The organism is Geodermatophilus sp. SYSU D00684, assembly GCF_054050455.1.
Map to the genome: position 1 here is coordinate 33,020 of NZ_JBJGZI010000030.1, position 18,402 is coordinate 51,421.

The window sequence follows — 18,402 nt, forward strand, 5'->3', positions numbered from 1 at the left end:
CGGGCCGGCGCGGGGCATTCCCGGCGCGCCGGCCCCGGTCAGCCGAGGGGCAGTCACCCGACCGGCGGTACCACCTCCGCCACCGGCGCGCCGGCCGGGAAGCCCAGCCGGTCCCGGTGGTCGTAGAGCTCCTGCCGGTCGGGCAGGGGGTGGCCGGTCGGGCAGGTGAGGGTGTCGACCTCGCCGACGTACACCGGCGCCCGCAGGGCGGTGTGGAAGTGACGTCCCGCCCGCTGCACCAGTCGGTCGCCGCACTGCGGGCGGTGCAGGTTGCGCAGGGACTGGACCCGGGTCGCATCCATGCCGCCGAGCCTGCGCCGGCCCGCGACCGGCGCCGGCGGGTCGGCCCGGTGTGTCCGGCCGTCGTCACGGGATCTCCCGGTCGCGGCGTGCGGCGACGCGCGGACGACCACCGGTGGAGGCGGAGGAGCGGTGCGGTAACCTGCTCTACGCAGCGATCGGGCGGCGCGAGCCGCCCGGCGCTCGGGCTGTAGCGCAGCTTGGTAGCGCACTTGACTGGGGGTCAAGGGGTCGCAGGTTCAAATCCTGTCAGCCCGACAGCGGGAGACCGCAGCTCAGGGGCCGTGTCCGGAGAGATCCGGAGCGGCCCCTGACTGCTTCCCGAGGGCGGTTGACCACCTCTTGACCACCATGAGTCCACCCTTCACTCGCCGAAGGCGACGCCGAGGACGTCCATCGCCTCGCGGGAGACGTCGGGTGCGACGTCTCCGTACACGTCGCCGGTGATGGCGATCGACGGGTGACCGAGGACCTCGGACACCACCTTGGGCGCGACGGCGGTGCAGACCCCGTCGCAGCCGGGGCAGGAGCCATCCTCACCTGAGACGCATGAGGTGTGTGGCACATGATCTTGATCTATCTCCGGTAGCGACCGGGAGCAGGATGGCCCGGTGGAGCAGAGCGCCAGGATCGACGTCGAGGCCCCGGTCGGACGGGTCTGGGAGGTGCTGCGCGAGGTCGAGCGGTGGCGGGAGCGGACGCCGACGGTGACCGCGGTGCGACGCCTCGACGACGGGCCGCCCGCCGTCGGGTCGCGGGTCCGGGTGGAGCAGCCCCGCATCCCCCCGACCGAGTACGTGGTGACCGAGCTCGAGCCGGGCCGCTCGTCCACCTGGGTGGCCACCAGCCCGGGCGTACGCACCACTGCTCGGCACCGGCTCGAGGAACTCGGCACCGGCGGCACGCGCCTGACGCTGGCGGTGGAGCAGGCCGGCCCCGTGGGCGCTGTGATGGGACGGTTCTCCCGCCGCCTCACCGATCGCCACCTGACCGCCGAGGCCGACGGGATCAAGGCCACGAGCGAGGGACGCGTGTGACGTCCGGCCGTGCGCACGTCGCCCACGGCCCATCGCCCGTCAGGCCGGCGTCTCCTCCACACGGGCCCCGGCCAGCGCCCGACGTCGGCGCCGAGTGCGTCGCGGTCGGTGACCGGACGTCGACGGAACCGGAACCGCAGATCGAGTTCCGCCGGTTGGGGGCGCAGCAGTCGACCAGCGTGGTCGCAGTCCGAGCTGCGATGGGCTTCGTCTGTCGTCCGCGCACGGCCGCTGTCGTCAACGGAGCCCGCTCGGGCGGCTCACGGAACGGCCGTCGATCAGTCATCGGTGTTCGAAGGGGACTTGCTGCACACGCACACGCCTCGGCCGCCGGTAGCGGCGACGAACCCGGGCGGCCCTGACACGCGGTCACCCGGTCCCTGCCGCACCCCCGACCGGAGTCGGCGAGGAGGTGGGCGAGGTCGCGCCGGAGCCGGTCCGGGGCGGTGTCGCTCCCGGACGGAGACGTCGTGACGAGCCGCTGGGCGTGGAGCCCGCTGTGGACCGTGCCGAGTGCCAGGCCCGGGTCCTGGGCCTGGCACTCGGCAATCGCTCCCACGGCCGCCGCAGCGGCGCGTGGCATCAGCGCACGAGCTCCCTGTCGGCAGTCGGCAGCCTCTCCGAACCGCCGGTGGCGAGGTCGGCGGTGGCGGTCTCGTTGAGAGCCAGGATGCAGATGGCGGTGAGGAGCAGGGTGGCGGCGATGATCGCCGAGACGGCGACGGTGCTCACGCCGCTGCTGAGCACGGCAGCGAACACCACCGGGGCCAGGCCCGCGCCGATCCCCGCGATCTGGTAGCCGAGCGAGGCGCCGGTGTAGCGGGCCCGGGTGCTGAACAGCTCGGTGTAGAGCGCCGCGAGAGGCCCGTACATCGCCGCGTGCACGACGCCCTGGCCCACGACGACGGCGACCGTGAGCAGGAACGCGGAGCCGCTGTCGATCAGCGGGAACAGCAGGAAGCTCCAGACCGCCATCGCGAGGGCCCCGGCGAGCACCACCGGGCGCCGACCGAGCCGGTCGGAGAGGGCCGAGAACCCGATGATCCCGGCGATCGCGGCCAGGGAGGACAGCGTCAGGGCGTTGAGCACCGTCTGCCGCGGGAAGCCCGCCTCCACCGCGTAGGCGATGACGAACGTCGTCAGCGTCCCCTGTGCGACGAAGGCGCCGAAGCCGACACCGATCGACAGCAGCAGGTTGCGCGGGTGCCGCCGGAAGACCTCCACCAGCGGGGGCCGAGCCGGCTCGCCGGTCGCCGCCTCGACGAAGACCGGCGTCTCCTCGACCTTCGCCCGGACGAACAGGCCGACGGCCAGCAGGACGGCGCTGAGCAGGAACGGGATGCGCCAGCCCCAGGTGAGGAAGCCCTCCTCGCCGGTGGCCGCGGCGGCCAGGGCCAGGACCACGGTGGAGAGCACCATGCCGCTGGGCGCTCCGGCGTTGGTGAAGCTGGCCCACAGGCCCCGCCGCGACGAGGCGTGCTCGGCGGACATCAGGACCGCGCCGCCCCACTCGCCGCCGACGGCGATGCCCTGCACGACGCGCAGCAGCACGAGGAGGATCGGGGCCCAGACGCCGATCGCGGCGTAGGTCGGCAGCAGGCCGATCAGCACGCTGGCCAGGCCCATGAGCGTCATGGACCAGATCAGCATCTTCTTGCGGCCGATCCGGTCACCGAAGTGACCGAAGACGGCGCCGCCGAGCGGGCGGGCGAGGTACCCGGTGGCCAGCGTGCCGAAGCTCGCGACGGTGCCGACGAGGGGGTCGAGACCGGAGAAGAACACGCGGCTGAAGACGACGGCCGAGGCGGTCGCGTACAGCAGGAAGTCGTAGTACTCGATCACGCTGCCCAGGTAGCTGGACAGCACGGCACGGCGGAGCTGGGGCGCGGAGCGCCGCTCGGAGGAGGGGGTCATAGCGCAGTGGCCTGTTCGGTGAGTGGGAGCGCAGGAGCGGAGCCGTCCCGCGTTACATGGGTCACATGCCGCCTACGAAGGTAGGCAAGTTGACGATCGTCGTCAACGTCCTGCCCAACATCGGTCCGCGGTCCTACAGTGATCGGCATGGCATCGCCCAGCGACGCGCCGGCGGAGGACGACGACCGCGAGGCCCTCGGCACCCCCCGTCCGCAGTCGCTGCTGCTGACCTTCTTCGGTGGCTACGTGCTGGGCCGGGGCGTGGCGGTGGCGACCGGCAGCGTCCTGGAGGTGCTCGGCCGGGTCGGCGTCTCCGAGCACGCCATCCGCTCGACGCTCAGCCGGATGGCCCGCCGGGGCCTGCTGCGTCGCGTGCGGCGGGGTCGCCAGGTGTACCTGGGGCTGACGCCGCGGTCCCGCGAGATCCTGCGGGACGGCGCGGTGCGGATCTGGCGGGTCGGCGCGGTGAACCGGCAGTGGGACGGCACCTGGACCCTCCTCGGCTTCTCCCTGCCGGAGTCCTGGCAGCGGCAGCGGCACGAGCTCAGGTCCCGCCTGCTGTGGGCGGGGTTCGGGCCGTTGCAGGGCGGCCTCTGGATCGCGCCGTCCGGCGCCGACGTGGCCGTCGTCGCCGGCGACCCGGACCTGGCCGGGCACGTCCGGGTGTTCGCGGCCCGCGCGCTGCCGCCGACGGACGTCGACGCACTCGTCCGCGACGCCTGGGACCTCGACGCCGTCGCCGCCCGGTACCGGGGCTTCCTCGATCGCTGGGAGTCGCCCGAGCGGCGGCCCCGGCTCCCCGACGGCCTCGCGCAGCAGCTCGCACTGCAGACCGACTGGCTCCGGGTGATCCGCCGGGATCCCCGCCTTCCCCTGCAGCACCTGCCGGAGGGCTGGCCCGCCGAGCGCGCTCAGGACCTCTTCTACGCGCTGAACGCCGAGTACGACGACGACGCGCGCGCGGTCGTCGCGGACCTGCTGGACGTCCTCCCGGTCGACGAGCCCGAGCGCCGCTGACCCGGTCCGGTCAGTGCGCCGGCCCGGCGGCGAGCGCGGCCCGCGCGCGGTTGAGGTAGTCGGCGAACGCTGATCGCTCCTCGGTCGTGAGGGCGCGCACCATCCGCTCCTCGAGGGCGTGCACCGGGCCGGCGAACCCGGCGAGCAGGTCGCGGCCGCCCTCGGTCAGGCCGATCAGCAGCCGGCGGCGGTTGTCGGGATGCGGGCGGCGCTCGATCAGCCCGCGGCGTTCGAGGGCCGTGACCAGATCGCCCATCGTCTGCGGGGTGACGAAGGAGCTGCGGGCCAGCTCCGCGGTGGTCGCGCCGTCCCGCCGGTCGAGCACGGTCAGGGCCGTGTACTGGAGCGCGGTGATGCCCGCCGGCCGCAGCAGCTCGTCGAGGTGGGCCCGCACGACCAGTTCCACCTGCTTGACCGCGTACAGCAGCGACGGCGCGGCCGGCGGGTGGGGGGCGGCCGGTGGTGTCTCCGACAGGGGTCGCGCCGTCATCTCGCCGCCTCCTGGTCCTCGATCGTGCCCTCGTGCCTGGAAGGGGTGTCCTCCCGACGGCCGTTCCAGCATAGAAGGAATCCTGTTATGGTCTACGCCATTCCACCCAGCGGAGGACTCTGATGGCGACCGCGACCCGGCAGGCCCCCGTCGCCGGTCTGGGCAGCTGGCCCGGCCGGCGGGCCCGCATCTCACCCGGCCGGACGGCCCTGACCGACCCGACCCGGACGCTGACCTACGCCGAGCTCGCCGACCGCACCGCCCGGCTCGCCGGCGCGCTGCGGAGACGGGGCGTGCGTCCGGGTGACCGGGTCGCCTACCTGGGGGTCAACGCCGTCGAGGTGTTCGAGACCTTCTTCGCGACCTGGCTGCTGGGCGCGATCGCCGTCCCCCTGAACTACCGGCTCTCCGGGACCGAGATCCGGTACATGCTCGAGGACGCCGGCGCGACCGTCCTGGTCCACAGCTCCGACACCGACGCCCTCGTCGCGGCGGCCGCGCCCCTGCCCGAGGCGGTGCGCTCCGTGCTCGCGGTGCACTCGGTCGGCTCCCCGGCGGGCGTCCTGGACTACGAGACCGAGATCGCGAGCGGCCCGGCGCTGGATCCCGAGCCGCCGGTCGGCCTGGACGACCCCGCGCTCCTCCTCTACACCTCCGGGACCACCGGCCGCCCCAAGGGGGCGGTCCTCACCCACGGCAACCTCACCTGGAACACGATCAACTACCTGGCGCACGTCGACGTCCTGAGCACCGACCGGGCGCTGTGCATCGCACCGCTGTTCCACTGCGTCGGCATCGGCCAGGTCACCCTGCCGACGCTGTTCAAGGGCGGGTCGGTGGAGCTGCTGCCGAGGGCCGATCCGGGCCTGGTCCTCGAGCGGGTGTCCGCGGCGCGCATCACCGGCTTCTCGGCGGTGCCGACGATGCTCCAGATGATGTCCGAGCACCCGGGCTGGGACGCGGCGGACCTGAGCTCGCTGGCCGTCGTGCAGTACGGCGGGTCGCCGGTGCAGGAGCGGGTCGCCCGCGCCTGGCTGGACCGCGGGGTGCGGCTCCTGCAGGGCTACGGCATGACCGAGGCCGCCCCGGGCGTGTACATGAGCACCCACGACAGCACCGCCGCCCACCCGACCGCGGTCGGCGTGCCGCACTTCTTCACCGATGTGGCCCTGCTGCGCGACGGCCGGCCGGTGCCCGTCGACGGCCAGCCCGCGGAGCTCGTCGTGCGCGGCCCCAACGTCTTCCCCGGGTACTGGAACCGGCCGGAGGAGAGCGCCGCGAGCTTCGTGGACGGCGTGTGGTTCCGCACCGGTGACGTCGTCCGGGTGGACGCCGGCGGCTCGGCGCACGTCGTCGACCGGGTCAAGGACGTGTTCATCTCCGGTGGGGAGAACGTGTACCCGGCCGAGGTGGAGGCGGTCGCCGTCCAGTTGGACGAGGTCGCCAACTGCGCCGTCGTGGGCGTCCCGGACGAGCGGTGGGGCGAGGTCGGCGTCGGGTACGTGGAGCTGCGCGACGGCGCCACGCTCCCCGAGGACCGGCTGCGCGCCCACCTGGAGGCCCACCTGGCCCGCTACAAGATCCCCAGGCACCTGGTGTTCGTGGCGGAGCTGCCGCGCAACGCCACCGGGAAGATCCGCCGCGTCGAGCTGCGCGCCCGCGCGGCCGACGACCACGCCGCGGAGGCCCCGCGGCCGGAAGGAGTGTCATGAGCCGCGCCGCCGGTGCCCCGCAGGGAGCAGAGGCCCCGCAGGGAGCCCCTGGACCGTCCGCCGACCAGGTGCAGGCGTTGCTGCCGCTGTCCCTGCGGGTGGAGCTCCACGGGGAGGTCGCCGTGCTGCGCCTGACCCGCGCGGCCAAGCGCAACGCGCTCGACGACCCGACCGTCCTGGGCATCGAGACCTTCTTCAGCACCCCGCCCGCCGGCATCAAGGCCGTCGTCCTCGACGCCGAGGGCGAGCACTTCTGCGCCGGCCTGGACCTGTCCGAGCTGACCGAGCGCGACGCCTTCGAGGGCCTCGAGCACTCGATGATGTGGCACCGCGCCTTCGCCCGCGTGGAGCGCGGCAGGCTGCCGGTGGTCGCCGTCCTCAAGGGCGCGGTGATCGGTGGCGGGTTGGAGCTGGCGTCGGCCGCGCACATCCGGGTCGCCGAGCCGAGCGCGTTCTACGCGCTGCCCGAGGGGCAGCGCGGACTGTTCGTCGGGGGCGGCGCCTCGGTGCGCGTCCCGCGCCTGATCGGCGCCCACCGCATGGCCGACATGATGCTGACCGGCCGGGTGGTCGGCGCCGAGGAGGGGCAGGCGCTCGGCCTGTCGCACTACCTGACCGGGCCCGGTGAGGGGCTCGCCCGGGCCATGGAGCTGGCCCGCCGGATCGCCACGAACTCGCCGGTCACCAACTTCGCCGTGCTGCAGGCCCTCCCGCGGATCGCCGAGGCCAACCCGGCCGAGGGCTACCTCCTGGAGTCGCTCATGGCCGCCGTGGCCACGGGGAGCGCCGAGGCCCAGCAGCGCATGCAGGCCTTCCTGCAGGGCGGCGCCGGGAAGGTGCAGGGACGATGACCGCGTCGGCGACTGCGCCGGAGCTGCTGCGGCCGCCGGCGGACGACGTCCGCGCGACCACCGAGATCGGCCGCTTCCTCGGCTGGCTGGAGCGGGAGCGCGGGCTGCGCTTCGACGGCTACGACGACCTGCACCGCTGGTCGGTCGAGGACCTCGAGGGGTTCTGGTCGGCGGTCTGGGAGTTCTTCGGCGTCCGTGCCTCCCAGCCGTACGAGCGGGTGCTCGGCTCCCGGGAGATGCCCGGCGCGCAGTGGTTCCCCGGGGCGACGCTCAACTACGCGGAGCACGCGGTCGGGCTCCTCGACAGCGGGGAGGACGCCGACGAGGTCGCGGTGGTGGCGCACTCGCAGACCCGTGCCCCGGTGCAGCTGACCTGGGGCGAGCTGCGCGACCAGGTGGCCCGTGCCCGGGCCGGGCTGCAGAGCCTCGGTGTCGGCCGCGGCGACCGCGTGGTGGCCTACCTGCCCAACATCCCGGAGACGCTCGTCGCCTTCCTCGCCACCGCCAGCCTCGGCGCGGTCTGGGCGAGCTGCGCCCCGGAGTTCGGCGCCCGCAGCGTCGTGGACCGCTTCGGCCAGGTCGAGCCGAAGGTGCTGCTGGCCGTGGCCGGGTACGGCTACGGCGCCAAGGACGTCGACCGCCGTGAGCAGGTGGCCGAGATCCGCGCGGCCCTGCCGACCGTCGAGCACGTCGTCCACGTGCCGTACGGGGAGAACGGCCTGTCCGACGCGACCTCCTGGGACGACCTGCTGGCCGAGCGCGGCGACCTGGCCTTCGACCCGGTGCCGTTCGCACACCCGATGTGCGTCCTGTTCTCCTCCGGCACCACGGGCAAGCCGAAGGCGATCGTCCACGGGCACGGCGGGGTGCTCGTCGAGCACCTGAAGAACCACGCGCTGAGCTGGGACCTGCACGCCGGCGACCGCATCCTGTGGTTCTCCACGACGGCGTGGATGATGTGGAACGCGCTGGTGTCGGCGCTGCTCGTGCGGGCCTCGATCGTGATGATCGACGGCAACCCGCTGCACCCCGACCTGCGCTGGCAGTGGCAGCTGGCGGAGCAGACCGGCGCCACGCTCATGGGCGTCAGCCCCGGTTACCTGATGGCGTGCCGCAAGGAGGGCGTGCGGCCGGCCGAGGAGTTCGACCTGTCGCGGATCCGGCAGCTCGGCGCGGCCGGCAGCCCGCTGCCCGCCGAGGGCTACCGCTGGGTGCACGAGCAGTTCGGGCCCGGCGTGCTGCTCAACGTGGGCAGCGGTGGCACCGACGTCTGCAGCGGGATCGTCCAGGGCAGCCCGCTCCAGCCGGTCTGGGCCGGCGAGATCTCCGGGCGCTGCCTGGGCGTGGCCGCGCAGGCGTTCGACGAGCAGGGCGGCCCGGTCGTCGGCGAGCTGGGCGAGCTGGTGATCACCGCGCCGATGCCTTCGATGCCGGTCGGGTTCTGGGGCGACGACGACGGCAGTCGCTACCGCGCCACCTACTTCGAGGACTACCCGGGCGTCTGGCGGCACGGGGACTGGATCCGGTTCTCCGAGGTCGGCAGCTGCGTCATCGCCGGCCGCTCCGACGCGACCCTCAACCGCGGCGGCGTCCGGCTGGGCACCGCGGAGTTCTACCGGGTCGTCGAGGAGCTGCCCGAGGTGGTGGACAGCCTCGTGCTGCACCTCGAGGACCCGGCCGGCGGCAACGGCGAGCTGCTCCTCTACGTCGAGCTGCGGCCGGGGACCGAGCTCGACGACGCGTTGCGCCGCCGGATCGCCGCCGCGCTGCGCACCTCGCTGTCCCCGCGGCACGTGCCGGACGCCGTCGTCGCCGTCCCCGCGATCCCGCGCAACCGCACCGGCAAGAAGCTCGAGCTGCCGGCCAAGAAGATCCTGCTGGGCGCCGCGCTGGAGGACGTCGCCAGCCGCGACGTCCTCGCCGATCCCACGTCGCTGGACACCTTCGTCCGGCTCGCCGCCACCCGGAGGGCGTCGTGAGCGCCGGGGGAGTGGGCACGGGGGGAGCAGTGCGCCGGGTCGCGGTCGTCGGCACGGGGGTCATCGGCGCCAGCTGGGCGGCGCACTTCCTCGCCCACGGCCTCGACGTCACCGCGACCGATCCCGCCCCGGGCGCCGAGGAGCGGCTGCGCGCCGACGTGGCCGCGCACTGGCCGGTGCTCGAGCGGCTCGGCCTGGCGGAGGGGGCCTCGCGGGAGCGGTTGTCCTTCACCGCCGACGTCGCGGAGGCGGTCGCCGACGCCGACTTCGTGCAGGAGAACGGCCCGGAGCGCGAGGACGTCAAGCACGCCCTGTTCGCGGTGCTCGACGCGGCCGCCCGGCCGGACGTCGTCCTGGGCAGCAGCTCCTCGGGCCTGCTGCCCAGCACCATCGCGCGGGGCTGCCCGCAGCACCCGGAGCGCGTGGTGATCGGCCATCCGTTCAACCCGCCGCACCTGATCCCGCTGGTCGAGGTCGTACCGGGGGAGCGCACCTCTCCCGAGGCCGTCGAGACGGCGATGGCCTTCTACGCCGCCGTCGGCAAGCGGCCCATCCGCCTGCGCCAGGAGCTGCCCGGCCACGTCGCCAACCGGCTCCAGGCCGCGCTGTGGCAGGAGGCCTACTCGCTCGTCGAGCGGGGGGTGGCGACCGTCAGCGACATCGACACCGCCATCTCCTCCGGCCCCGGGCTGCGCTGGGCCGTGCTCGGCCCGTTCCTCAACCAGCACCTCTCCGGCGGTCCCGGCGGGATCGCGCACGTGCTGGAGCACCTCGGCCCGCCGACCGAGCGGTGGTGGCGCGACCTCGGACAGGTCACGCTGACCCCGGAGCTGGTACGGAAGCTGGTGGCCGGGGTCGACGAGGAGCTCGCCGGCACCGACGCCGCCGACCTCGTCGCCCGGCGCGACGCCGTCCTGGACGCCCTGCTCGCCGCCAAGGCCGAGACCGGCCTGGCCTGACGGGAGAGGAACCCGTGCCCACGATCGACCTTTCCGCGCTGGACGCCATCGACGTGCACGTGCACGTGGAGCAGGACGCCCACGGCTGCTTCTCGCTCGACCAGGAGCTGCTGGACGCCTCCGCGAAGTACTTCCGCGCCGACCAGGACCGCACCCCGACCGTGGCGGCCATCGCGGAGCACTACCGCGCGCGCCGCACCGCCGCGGTCGTGTTCACGGTCGATGCCGCCTCCGCCACCGGGCACCCGGCGCTGTCGAGCGAGGAGATCGCCGAGCTGGCCGCCGAGCACCCGGACGTGCTGATCCCGTTCGGCTCGGTCGATCCGCACGCCGGCAGGGCGGCCGTCGCCCGGGCACGGCGGCTGGTGACCGAGCACGGGGTGCGCGGCTTCAAGTTCCACCCCAGCCTGCAGGCGTTCGAACCCGACGACCGGCGCTTCTACCCGCTCTACGCGGCACTCGAGGAGCTGGGCGTGCCGGCGCTGTTCCACACCGGGCAGACCGGCATCGGCGCCGGGCTGCCCGGGGGGCGCGGCATCAAGCTGCGCTACTCCGACCCGATGCTGCTCGACGACGTCGCCGCCGACTTCCCGCACCTGACGATCGTGCTGGCCCACCCGTCGGTGCCGTGGCAGGACCAGGCGATCTCGATCGCCACCCACAAGGCCAACGTCTACATCGACCTGTCCGGCTGGTCGCCCAAGTACTTCCCGCCGCAGCTGGTCCGGGCCGCGAACACGCTGCTCAAGCGCAAGGTGCTGTTCGGCTCGGACTTCCCGGTCATCACCCCCGACCGGTGGATGGCCGACTTCGACGAGCTGGGGATCAAGGACGACGTCCGGCCGCTGATCCTCAAGGACAACGCCGCCCGGGTGCTCGGCCTCGCCGGCTGACGAGCAGCCTTCCATCCCACGGAAGTCGAGTGTCGCCGGTCCCGTGACGCGGGCCACCCTCGAACCACATCCGCAGAACTGCACGGAGGTGCCTCAGTGACGTCCATCGTCCGCGACCAGTGGTACGTGGCCGCCTACGGCCGGGAGATCGGACGGGAGCTGTTCAGCCGCACGGTCTGCGGCGAGTCCATCCTGTTCTGGCGCACCGAGGCCGGGCAGGTCACCGCGATGAGCGACCGGTGCGTGCACCGGCGGTTCCCGCTGTCGGAGGCGCCCAGCCACCTGGCCGGCGACACCGTGGTGTGCGGCTACCACGGCTTCACCTACGGCACCGACGGCGTGTGCGTCGCCGTCCCCGGCCAGACCCGCATCCCGCGCACCGCCCGGCTGAAGAGCTACCCGGTGGTCGAGCAGGACAGCTTCGTCTGGGTCTTCATCGGCGATCCTGCCGAGGCCGACACGACCCGGATCCCGCGGGCCCCGTGGCTGGACCTGGAGGGCTGGGCGACCGTGTCCGGCATGGAGCCGCTGGCCGCCCGGGCCAGCCTGCTGGTGGACAACCTGATGGACCTGTCCCACGAGACCTACCTGCACGGCGGCTACATCGGCACCCCCGAGGTCGCCGAGACGCCGATCACCACCGAGGTCGACGAGGACGCCGGCATCGTCCACGTCTCCCGGCACATGGCCGACGCCGCCTGCCCGCCGTTCTACGCCAAGAGCACCGGCATCACCGGCCGGATCACCCGCTGGCAGGACATCGAGTACACCCCGCCGTGCCTGTACAAGCTGCACTCCCGGATCGCCCCGGTCGGCGTCCTGCCGAACCAGGACGGCACCGACCCCGACGCCTTCCACGTCGAGGTCGTCTACGCGATCACCCCGGAGACGGAGTCCTCCACCCACGACTTCTGGGCGGTCGCCCGCGACTTCGCCCTCGACGACCAGGGAGTGTCGGACTTCCTCGCGGAGAGCAACCGCACCGTCGTCCTCCAGGACGTCGAGGCCCTGAACGTGCTGGAGAAGGTCCTGGCCGGCGAGCCGGACGGCTACCAGGAGTTGTCGATCAACATCGACACCGGCGGGCTGGCCGCCCGGCGGCTCATCGCGAAGCTCGCCGCCGCCTCGGAGAGCACGGCGGAGCCGGCCCCGCGCCGCGCCGGCGTCCCGGCGGGCGCACGGTGACCGACGGCGTGCCGCTGCCCCCACCGCGCGAGGTCCTCGCCGGCGACCGGGTGGTGCGGGTCGACTGGCTGCCCGGCTCCGACCGGCTGCGCGGCCGCTGCCACTGCGGCGCGGATGGCGAGGCCGAGGACCCGGTGGCCATGTGGGAGTGGCTGCTGGCCCACCCGGACCATCCGGCGGGCGGTCCGGCGGGCCCGGCCGGGCCCACCGTCCTGCCCCCGCCGCCGGCGCACCTGGTCACCGACCCGGCGAAGGTCCTGCGCCGCACGCCGGTGCCGGCCTGACCACCGACCGAACGGAGTCCCGCGTGTCCCACGACGAGGTCGACCTGCGGCTGCAGGTGACCCGCCGGGTCAACGGCGCCGAGGGCGTCGTCGTCCTCGACCTGCGCGACCCGGCCGGCGCCGACCTGCCCGCCTGGGAGCCCGGTGCGCACGTCGACCTGCGGCTGCCCGACGGACTGACCCGCCAGTACTCCCTGTGCGGCGACCCGGCCGACCGGTCGGTCTGGCGCATCGGCGTGCTGCGGGAGCCGGACAGCCGCGGCGGCTCGGAGCACGTGCACACGGAGCTGCACGCGGGTGTCGCCGTCGACGTCCGCGGGCCGCGCAACCACTTCCCGCTGGTCCCCGCGCCGGGCTACCTGTTCATCGCCGGTGGCATCGGCATCACCCCGATCCTGCCCATGCTCAGCGCGGCCCAGGCGGCCGGTGCGGCCTGGGAGCTGCACTACGGCGGGCGCAGCCGCCGGTCGATGGCCTTCCTGGAGGCCCTGGAGGACGCCACCGGCACGCGGGTGACCCTGCACCCGCAGGACGAGGTCGGGCTGATCGACCTCGACCGCATCCTGGGCACCCCGCGGGAGGACACGCTCGTCTACTGCTGCGGCCCCGAGCCGCTGCTGCAGGCCGTCGAGCGGCACTGCGGGGACTGGCCGGCCGGCACCCTGCACCTCGAGCGCTTCGCCCCCAAGGACGTCGGCGAACCGGTGCTCACCGGGGCCTTCGAGGTGGAGCTGGCTGCCAGCGGGCTGACTCTCACCGTGCCCCCGGAGCGGTCCATCCTGGAGGTCGTCGAGGACGCCGGGGTGGGGGTGCTGTCCTCCTGCCAGGAGGGGACGTGCGGCACGTGCGAGACGGCGGTGCTGGAGGGGACGGTGGACCACCGGGACGCGCTGCTGACCCCGGACGAGCAGGCGGCGAACGACACGATGTTCATCTGCGTGTCCCGGGCGGCCTGCCCGAGGCTGGTGCTCGACCTCTGACCGCGACCGCCCCGGCGCCGCGTCGGACCGCGGGCGGCAAGCTGCTCGCCGTTCTCGACGCCTTCACCCGCGAGCACCCCGCGCCCACCCTCTCGGAGATCGCCCGTGCCGCCGGGGTCCCGCTCTCCACGGCCCACCGGCTGGTGGGGGAGCTGTGCGCGTGGGGCGGCGTCGAGCGCGGCGAGGACGGGCGCTACCGGGTGGGCCTGCGGGTGTGGGAGCTCGGGGCGCTGGCGCCCCGCGGGCTCGGGCTGCGCGAGGCGGCGCTGCCCTTCATGGAGGACCTGTACGAGGTCACCCACGAGAACGTGCAGCTGGCCGTCCGGGACGGCGAGGAGGTCGTCTTCGTCGAGCGGATCGCCGGGCGGAACGCCGTCAGCGTGCTCACCCGGGTCGGCGGCCGCTTTCCACTGCCCCCCACCGGCGTTGGCCTCGTCCTGCTCGCGCACGCCCCGATCGAGGTCCAGGAGCGGGTCCTCGCCGGTCCGCTCCCGGCCCACACGCAGCACAGCATCACCGACCCCCACCGGCTGCGGCGGGTGCTCGCCGAGGTGCGCCGGACCGGGACGGCCGTCAGCGACCGGCAGGTGACCGACGACGCCGTCTCCGTCGCCGCGCCGGTCGAGGTCCGCGACACCGTCGTCGCCGCGCTCTCCCTCGTCGTCCGCGGCAGCTCCCCGGCCGCCGTCCGCCGCTACGCGCCCGGCGTCCGCGCCGCCGCGCGCGGCATCGGCCGCGCCCTCGCGGCGAGCGACCTGCGGGGCTGGACCTCCTGACCGGACACGGGGTTTCCGCCCACCGGGAACCCCTCCCCGGCTCCGCTAGCCTGGCCGGGTGGGGGCGGACCGGCGGGCCGGTGGCGGCGACGGCCGTCGCTCGGTGACGCTCCGGGCGGCCGCGCTGCTCACCGCGTTCGACACCGACCACCGGGTGCTGAACCTCTCCCAGTTGGCCCGCCGCAGCGGACTGCCCCTGGCGACGGTGCACCGGCTCGCCGCGGACCTGGTCGAGAGCCGGCTGCTGGTCCGTCGCGCGGACGGTCGCTACGAGATCGGCGCGCTCCTGTGGCGGCTCGGGCTGCTCGCGCCACCCACGGAGCTCCGCGAGCTCGCCCTGCCCCGCCTGCAGGACCTCGTCGGGGACACCGGGCACACGGTCCACCTGGCGGTGCTCGACGGCGCCGGTGCCCTGGTCATCGAGCGACTCTCCGGGACGAGGACCCTTCCCACCCGGCACAGCCCGGGCGGTCATCTCCCGCTGCACTGCACCGCGGTCGGGAAGGCGCTCCTGGCCTACGCCGCTCCCTCCCTGGTCGACCGGGTGACGAGGGACCTCCGTCGGCACACCGCGTACACCGTCACCGACCCGGCCGTGCTGGAACGGCAGCTGGAGGAGATCCGCCGGACCGGCCTGGCCCGCAGTGCGCAGGAGCACCGGCTCGGCGTCTCCTCCCTGGCCGTCCCCGTGAACGGCCACGAGGGCGTGGTGGCGGCCCTCGGGCTCCTGGCCCCGCTCCGCAGTCCCCGCCTGGCCGGCGCACTGCCGCACCTCCGCGCCGCCTCTGCCTCGATCAGCGCCGACGTCATCCGCAGCGGACTGGCCGACGCCCCGTCGAGCAGCCTCGGCTGAGTCCGGGGCGCTCCGCGGCAGCGCCGGTCCGGAGCAGGCGGGGACACCGAGTGCGGAGAGACCCTCGGGTCCGACGAGCGCAGGGCCGCAGCGCCCCCGAAGGGCCCGCACCCACGGCCGAGGTTTCCGGATACCGAGAAGAGGGTGTTGCCGGTCACACCTCTCTCGGAGACGGTCTCCCTCGCGTCCACGACGGCGATGCGGCGGGACCACTCGCTCGCCCGACCCGAGGAAGAGGAGAGGACAGATGTCCCAGCCCACCGGAGAGCGCTCGTTCCCGCTGCCGTCCCAGATCGCCGACGTCCCGGGCGCGGAGGGGTGGGAGGAGATGTACCCGTACTTCTCCCGCTTCCAGCCCGAGGACGACCAGCGCTTCTGGTTCTACAACTCCATGCACTTCCCCGAGGTGGTGCCGGCCTTCGACGGCCTCACCTCGGAGATCCCGTACACCGCGATCGGCGCGAACACCGCGCGCCTGTTCTCCTTCCCGACGACGATGGGGATCGAGTACCGGATCGTCAACGGGCGGGTCTACATCACCGCCAACCCGGTCCTGGACCCGGCGGAGCAGGCCGAACGCCTCGAGCACTTCCAGGAGCGGGCCGGCCACTACTACGCCAACTGGGACCGCCTGTACGGGGAGTGGCAGCAGCGGATCGAGGCGCTGATCGCCGAGATCGAGGCGGTCGAGGTGCCGCAGCTGGGCGACCTCGACGACCTCTCCGTCGTCACCGAGGCCCGCGGCTTCGCGTCCAACCACCTCCTCCGCGAGAACTTCCACCGCTGCATCGACCTGTACTCGAAGATGTGGCACCACCACACCGAGTTCCTGATGCTCGGCTACGGCGCCTACGTCGTCTTCTTCGGGTTCTGCAAGCAGGCCTTCCCGGAGATCGGGGACCAGACGGTCGCCCGCATGGTCGCCGGCATGGAGGTGACCATGTACCGGCCGGACGACGAGCTGAAGAAGCTGGCAGCGCTCGCGGTCGAGCTCGACCTCGCCGACCTGTTCGTCGAGGGCAACGACCCGGCCAAGGTGCTGGGCGCACTGGCCGAGCGCGGGAACGCCGGCGCCCGGTGGCTGGCCGCCCTGGAGGAGGCCAAGGACCCGTGGTTCAACGTCTCGGTGGGCGACGGCTTCTACCACCACCACCTGTCGTGGGCCGACGACCTGACCGTGCCGTTCGCGGCGCTGCCCCGCTACGTCGAGCAGATCCGCAACGGTGAGGACCTCACCCGGCCCACCGAGCGGCTGGCCCGGGAGCGGGAGCGGATCGCCCAGGAGTACCGCGCCCTGCTGAGCTCGGACGACGAGAAGGCCGCCTTCGACCAGATGCTCGGGCTGTGCCGGCAGGTGTTCCCCTACATCGAGTCGCACAAGTTCTACTGCGAGCACTGGTTCACCACCCGGTTCTTCCAGAAGATCCGCGCCTTCGGGCAGCTGCTGGCCGACCGAGGGGTGCTGGCCGACGCCGAGGACGTGTTCCACCTGCGGCACGTCGAGGTCGAGGACGCCCTCGCCGACGTGCAGCTGGCGTGGGCGGCCGGCGGGACGGAGCTGGGCGCCCGCCACTGGCGGCCGATCGTCGAGCGCCGCAGGCAGATCCTCGAGGCGCTGGCCCGGTGGTCCCCCCCGCCGGCGCTGGGACCGGTGCCCGAGACGATGAACGACCCGGCGGTGCAGATGCTCTGGGGCGTCACCGACGAGACCATCGAGACCTGGCTGGCCGACGACGAGCTCGACGAGAACACCGTCCGCGGGTACGCCGCCTCGCCGGGCGTCGTCGAGGGCGTCGCCCGCGTGCTGATGAACGTCAACGAGATCGGGCAGATCCGCGAGGGCGAGATCCTCGTGTGCCCGGTGACCGCGCCCAGCTGGGGACCGGTGTTCGGCAAGATCGCCGCGGCCGTCTCCGACATCGGCGGCACCATGTCGCACGCGGCGATCGTCGCCCGCGAGTACGGGATGCCGGCCGTCGTCGGGAGCGGCCAGGCCACCACCAGGATCAAGACCGGTGACCGCGTGCGCGTCGACGGCGACCGCGGCGTCGTGACCATCCTCGGCTGATGGGGACCGCCATGACCACGATCCGGCCCGTGCTGCGCTTCGCCGACGTCGGCCGGGACGACGTCCCGGCGGCGGGGGGGAAGGGCGCCAGCCTGGGGGAGCTGATGCGGGCGGGCATCCGCGTCCCTGACGGCTTCGTCGTGACGACCGAGGCCTTCCGGTCCGCGGTCGCCGCCCTCGAGCTCGGCTCGCGCGTGCCGGCGCTCGACCCGTCCGACGCCGACGCGGTCGCGGCGGCCTGCGCCGAGCTCCGGTCGATCGTCGAGTCGGCGCCGCTGCCGGCCGAGGTCGCCGAGGCGGTGACCGCCGCGTACGCCCGGCTCGCCGGCGCGGGCGGCCAGCCCGACCTGCCGGTGGCCGTCCGGTCCAGCGCCACCAGCGAGGACTCGGCGGAGGCCAGCTTCGCCGGGCTGCAGGACACCTACCTGTGGGTGCGCGGCGCGGACTCGGTCCTCTCCCACGTCCGTCGGTGCTGGGCGAGCCTCTACAGCGTCGAGTCGGTGACCTACCGGCTGCGCCGCGGCATCCCCGAGACGGACCTGGCGATGGCCGTCGTCGTGCAGCAGATGGTGGGCTCTCGCAGTTCCGGGGTGATGTTCACCCGCAGCCCGCTGTCCGGCGACCGCTCGGTCGTCGCCATCGACGCCAGCTGGGGCCTCGGCTCGGCCGTCGTCAGCGGCGACGTCACCCCGGACTCCTTCGTCGTCAGCAAGGTCACCGGGGAGATCGTCCGCCGGACGGTGTCGTCCAAGACCCGGTGGCACCAGCCCGATCCCAGCGGCGCGGGTGTGGTGGAGAGCGACGTGCCGGCGAACCTGCGGGAGGTCCCGTCGATCAGCGACGACGAGATCGCCGAGCTGGTGGCGATCGCCCGGCAGGTCGAGGCGCACTACGGCTGCCCGCAGGACATCGAGTGGGCGGTGTCGCGGACGGCGCCACCCGGCGAGAACGTCGTCCTCCTCCAGAGCCGCCCGGAGACGGTGTGGGCGGAGAAGGACGCCGCGGCGGCCAGGCCCGGGGTCGCCGCTCCGACGGCCCGCGCCTTCGACCACGTGTTCAACCTGCTGGGCGGCAAGCGCCCGGCTCCTCCGGAGAGCTGAGCGC

General features: G+C 73.8%; 16 protein-coding genes, 1 tRNA gene and 1 pseudogene. 15 read left to right on the forward strand and 3 right to left on the reverse strand.

All coding sequences use genetic code 11. The features are described from left to right. Nucleotides 1-53: 53 nt before the first annotated feature. Nucleotides 54-302, reverse strand: coding sequence for a hypothetical protein (locus ACI79L_RS19670; protein ID WP_456938404.1), 249 nt, complete (start codon nt 300-302; stop codon nt 54-56). A 182-nt stretch (nt 303-484) separates the two neighbouring features. On the opposite strand from ACI79L_RS19670, the gene ACI79L_RS19675 reads away from it, so the two are divergent. Both ACI79L_RS19675 and ACI79L_RS19680 read left to right on the forward strand, forming a co-directional pair. Beyond that, nucleotides 485-558: transfer RNA gene (locus tag ACI79L_RS19675), tRNA-Pro, on the forward strand. A 353-nt stretch (nt 559-911) separates the two neighbouring features. Further along, the gene (locus ACI79L_RS19680) at nt 912-1,337 is read left to right on the forward strand and encodes an SRPBCC family protein (RefSeq protein ID WP_456938405.1); all 426 of its coding nucleotides are present in this window, start codon (nt 912-914) and stop codon (nt 1,335-1,337) included. Nucleotides 1,338-1,919: 582 nt separating this feature from the next. Here ACI79L_RS19680 and ACI79L_RS19685 read toward each other — a convergent pair. Next, the gene (locus tag ACI79L_RS19685; RefSeq protein ID WP_456938406.1) at nt 1,920-3,251 is read right to left on the reverse strand and encodes an MFS transporter; all 1,332 of its coding nucleotides are present in this window, start codon (nt 3,249-3,251) and stop codon (nt 1,920-1,922) included. Nucleotides 3,252-3,398: 147 nt separating this feature from the next. Between ACI79L_RS19685 and ACI79L_RS19690 the strand changes: the two genes are divergently transcribed. Next, nucleotides 3,399-4,268 (forward strand): PaaX family transcriptional regulator, encoded by an 870-nt coding sequence (locus ACI79L_RS19690; protein ID WP_456938407.1) that lies wholly within the window; start codon nt 3,399-3,401, stop codon nt 4,266-4,268. Nucleotides 4,269-4,278: 10 nt separating this feature from the next. Here the strand turns inward: ACI79L_RS19690 and ACI79L_RS19695 are convergent, their stop codons facing one another. Then, nucleotides 4,279-4,758: a MarR family winged helix-turn-helix transcriptional regulator gene (locus ACI79L_RS19695; RefSeq protein ID WP_456938408.1), complete on the reverse strand. Its 480-nt coding sequence runs from the start codon at nt 4,756-4,758 to the stop codon at nt 4,279-4,281. A 122-nt stretch (nt 4,759-4,880) separates the two neighbouring features. Between ACI79L_RS19695 and ACI79L_RS19700 the strand changes: the two genes are divergently transcribed. The 12 genes and pseudogenes from ACI79L_RS19700 to ACI79L_RS19755 all read left to right on the forward strand — a co-directional run bounded on the left by ACI79L_RS19700 (nt 4,881) and on the right by ACI79L_RS19755 (nt 18,398). Continuing rightward, nucleotides 4,881-6,470: an acyl-CoA synthetase gene (locus ACI79L_RS19700; RefSeq protein WP_456938409.1), complete on the forward strand. Its 1,590-nt coding sequence runs from the start codon at nt 4,881-4,883 to the stop codon at nt 6,468-6,470. After that, a complete protein-coding gene (locus ACI79L_RS19705) occupies nt 6,467-7,321 on the forward strand; it encodes a crotonase/enoyl-CoA hydratase family protein (RefSeq protein WP_456938410.1) in 855 nt (284 codons plus the stop codon). Before ACI79L_RS19700 ends, ACI79L_RS19705 begins: the two co-directional genes overlap by 4 nt. Beyond that, nucleotides 7,318-9,300, forward strand: a complete 1,983-nt coding sequence (locus ACI79L_RS19710) for an acetoacetate--CoA ligase (protein WP_456938411.1) — start codon at nt 7,318-7,320, stop codon at nt 9,298-9,300. Before ACI79L_RS19705 ends, ACI79L_RS19710 begins: the two co-directional genes overlap by 4 nt. Beyond that, nucleotides 9,297-10,259, forward strand: a complete 963-nt coding sequence (locus ACI79L_RS19715; protein ID WP_456938412.1) for a 3-hydroxyacyl-CoA dehydrogenase NAD-binding domain-containing protein — start codon at nt 9,297-9,299, stop codon at nt 10,257-10,259. Before ACI79L_RS19710 ends, ACI79L_RS19715 begins: the two co-directional genes overlap by 4 nt. A gap of 23 nt (nt 10,260-10,282) precedes the next feature. Next, a complete protein-coding gene (gene couO / locus ACI79L_RS19720; RefSeq protein ID WP_456938426.1) occupies nt 10,283-11,152 on the forward strand; it encodes a 4-hydroxyphenyl-beta-ketoacyl-CoA hydrolase in 870 nt (289 codons plus the stop codon). A 96-nt stretch (nt 11,153-11,248) separates the two neighbouring features. Further along, the gene (locus ACI79L_RS19725; protein ID WP_456938413.1) at nt 11,249-12,337 is read left to right on the forward strand and encodes a Rieske 2Fe-2S domain-containing protein; all 1,089 of its coding nucleotides are present in this window, start codon (nt 11,249-11,251) and stop codon (nt 12,335-12,337) included. 8 nt (nt 12,338-12,345) lie between these two features. After that, a complete protein-coding gene (locus ACI79L_RS19730; protein WP_456938414.1) occupies nt 12,346-12,621 on the forward strand; it encodes a hypothetical protein in 276 nt (91 codons plus the stop codon). Between the two features lie 77 nt (nt 12,622-12,698). Beyond that, nucleotides 12,699-13,601: pseudogene (locus tag ACI79L_RS19735) on the forward strand (PDR/VanB family oxidoreductase); the annotation flags it as partial. A 41-nt stretch (nt 13,602-13,642) separates the two neighbouring features. Next, on the forward strand, nt 13,643-14,377 hold the full coding sequence (locus tag ACI79L_RS19740; protein WP_456938427.1) for an IclR family transcriptional regulator: 735 nt from the start codon (nt 13,643-13,645) through the stop codon (nt 14,375-14,377). 58 nt (nt 14,378-14,435) lie between these two features. After that, nucleotides 14,436-15,230, forward strand: coding sequence for an IclR family transcriptional regulator (locus ACI79L_RS19745; RefSeq protein WP_456938415.1), 795 nt, complete (start codon nt 14,436-14,438; stop codon nt 15,228-15,230). A 247-nt stretch (nt 15,231-15,477) separates the two neighbouring features. Continuing rightward, a complete protein-coding gene (locus ACI79L_RS19750; protein ID WP_456938416.1) occupies nt 15,478-17,298 on the forward strand; it encodes a PEP-utilizing enzyme in 1,821 nt (606 codons plus the stop codon). Next, nucleotides 17,298-18,398: a PEP/pyruvate-binding domain-containing protein gene (locus ACI79L_RS19755; protein ID WP_456938417.1), complete on the forward strand. Its 1,101-nt coding sequence runs from the start codon at nt 17,298-17,300 to the stop codon at nt 18,396-18,398. Before ACI79L_RS19750 ends, ACI79L_RS19755 begins: the two co-directional genes overlap by 1 nt. Nucleotides 18,399-18,402: the final 4 nt, after the last annotated feature.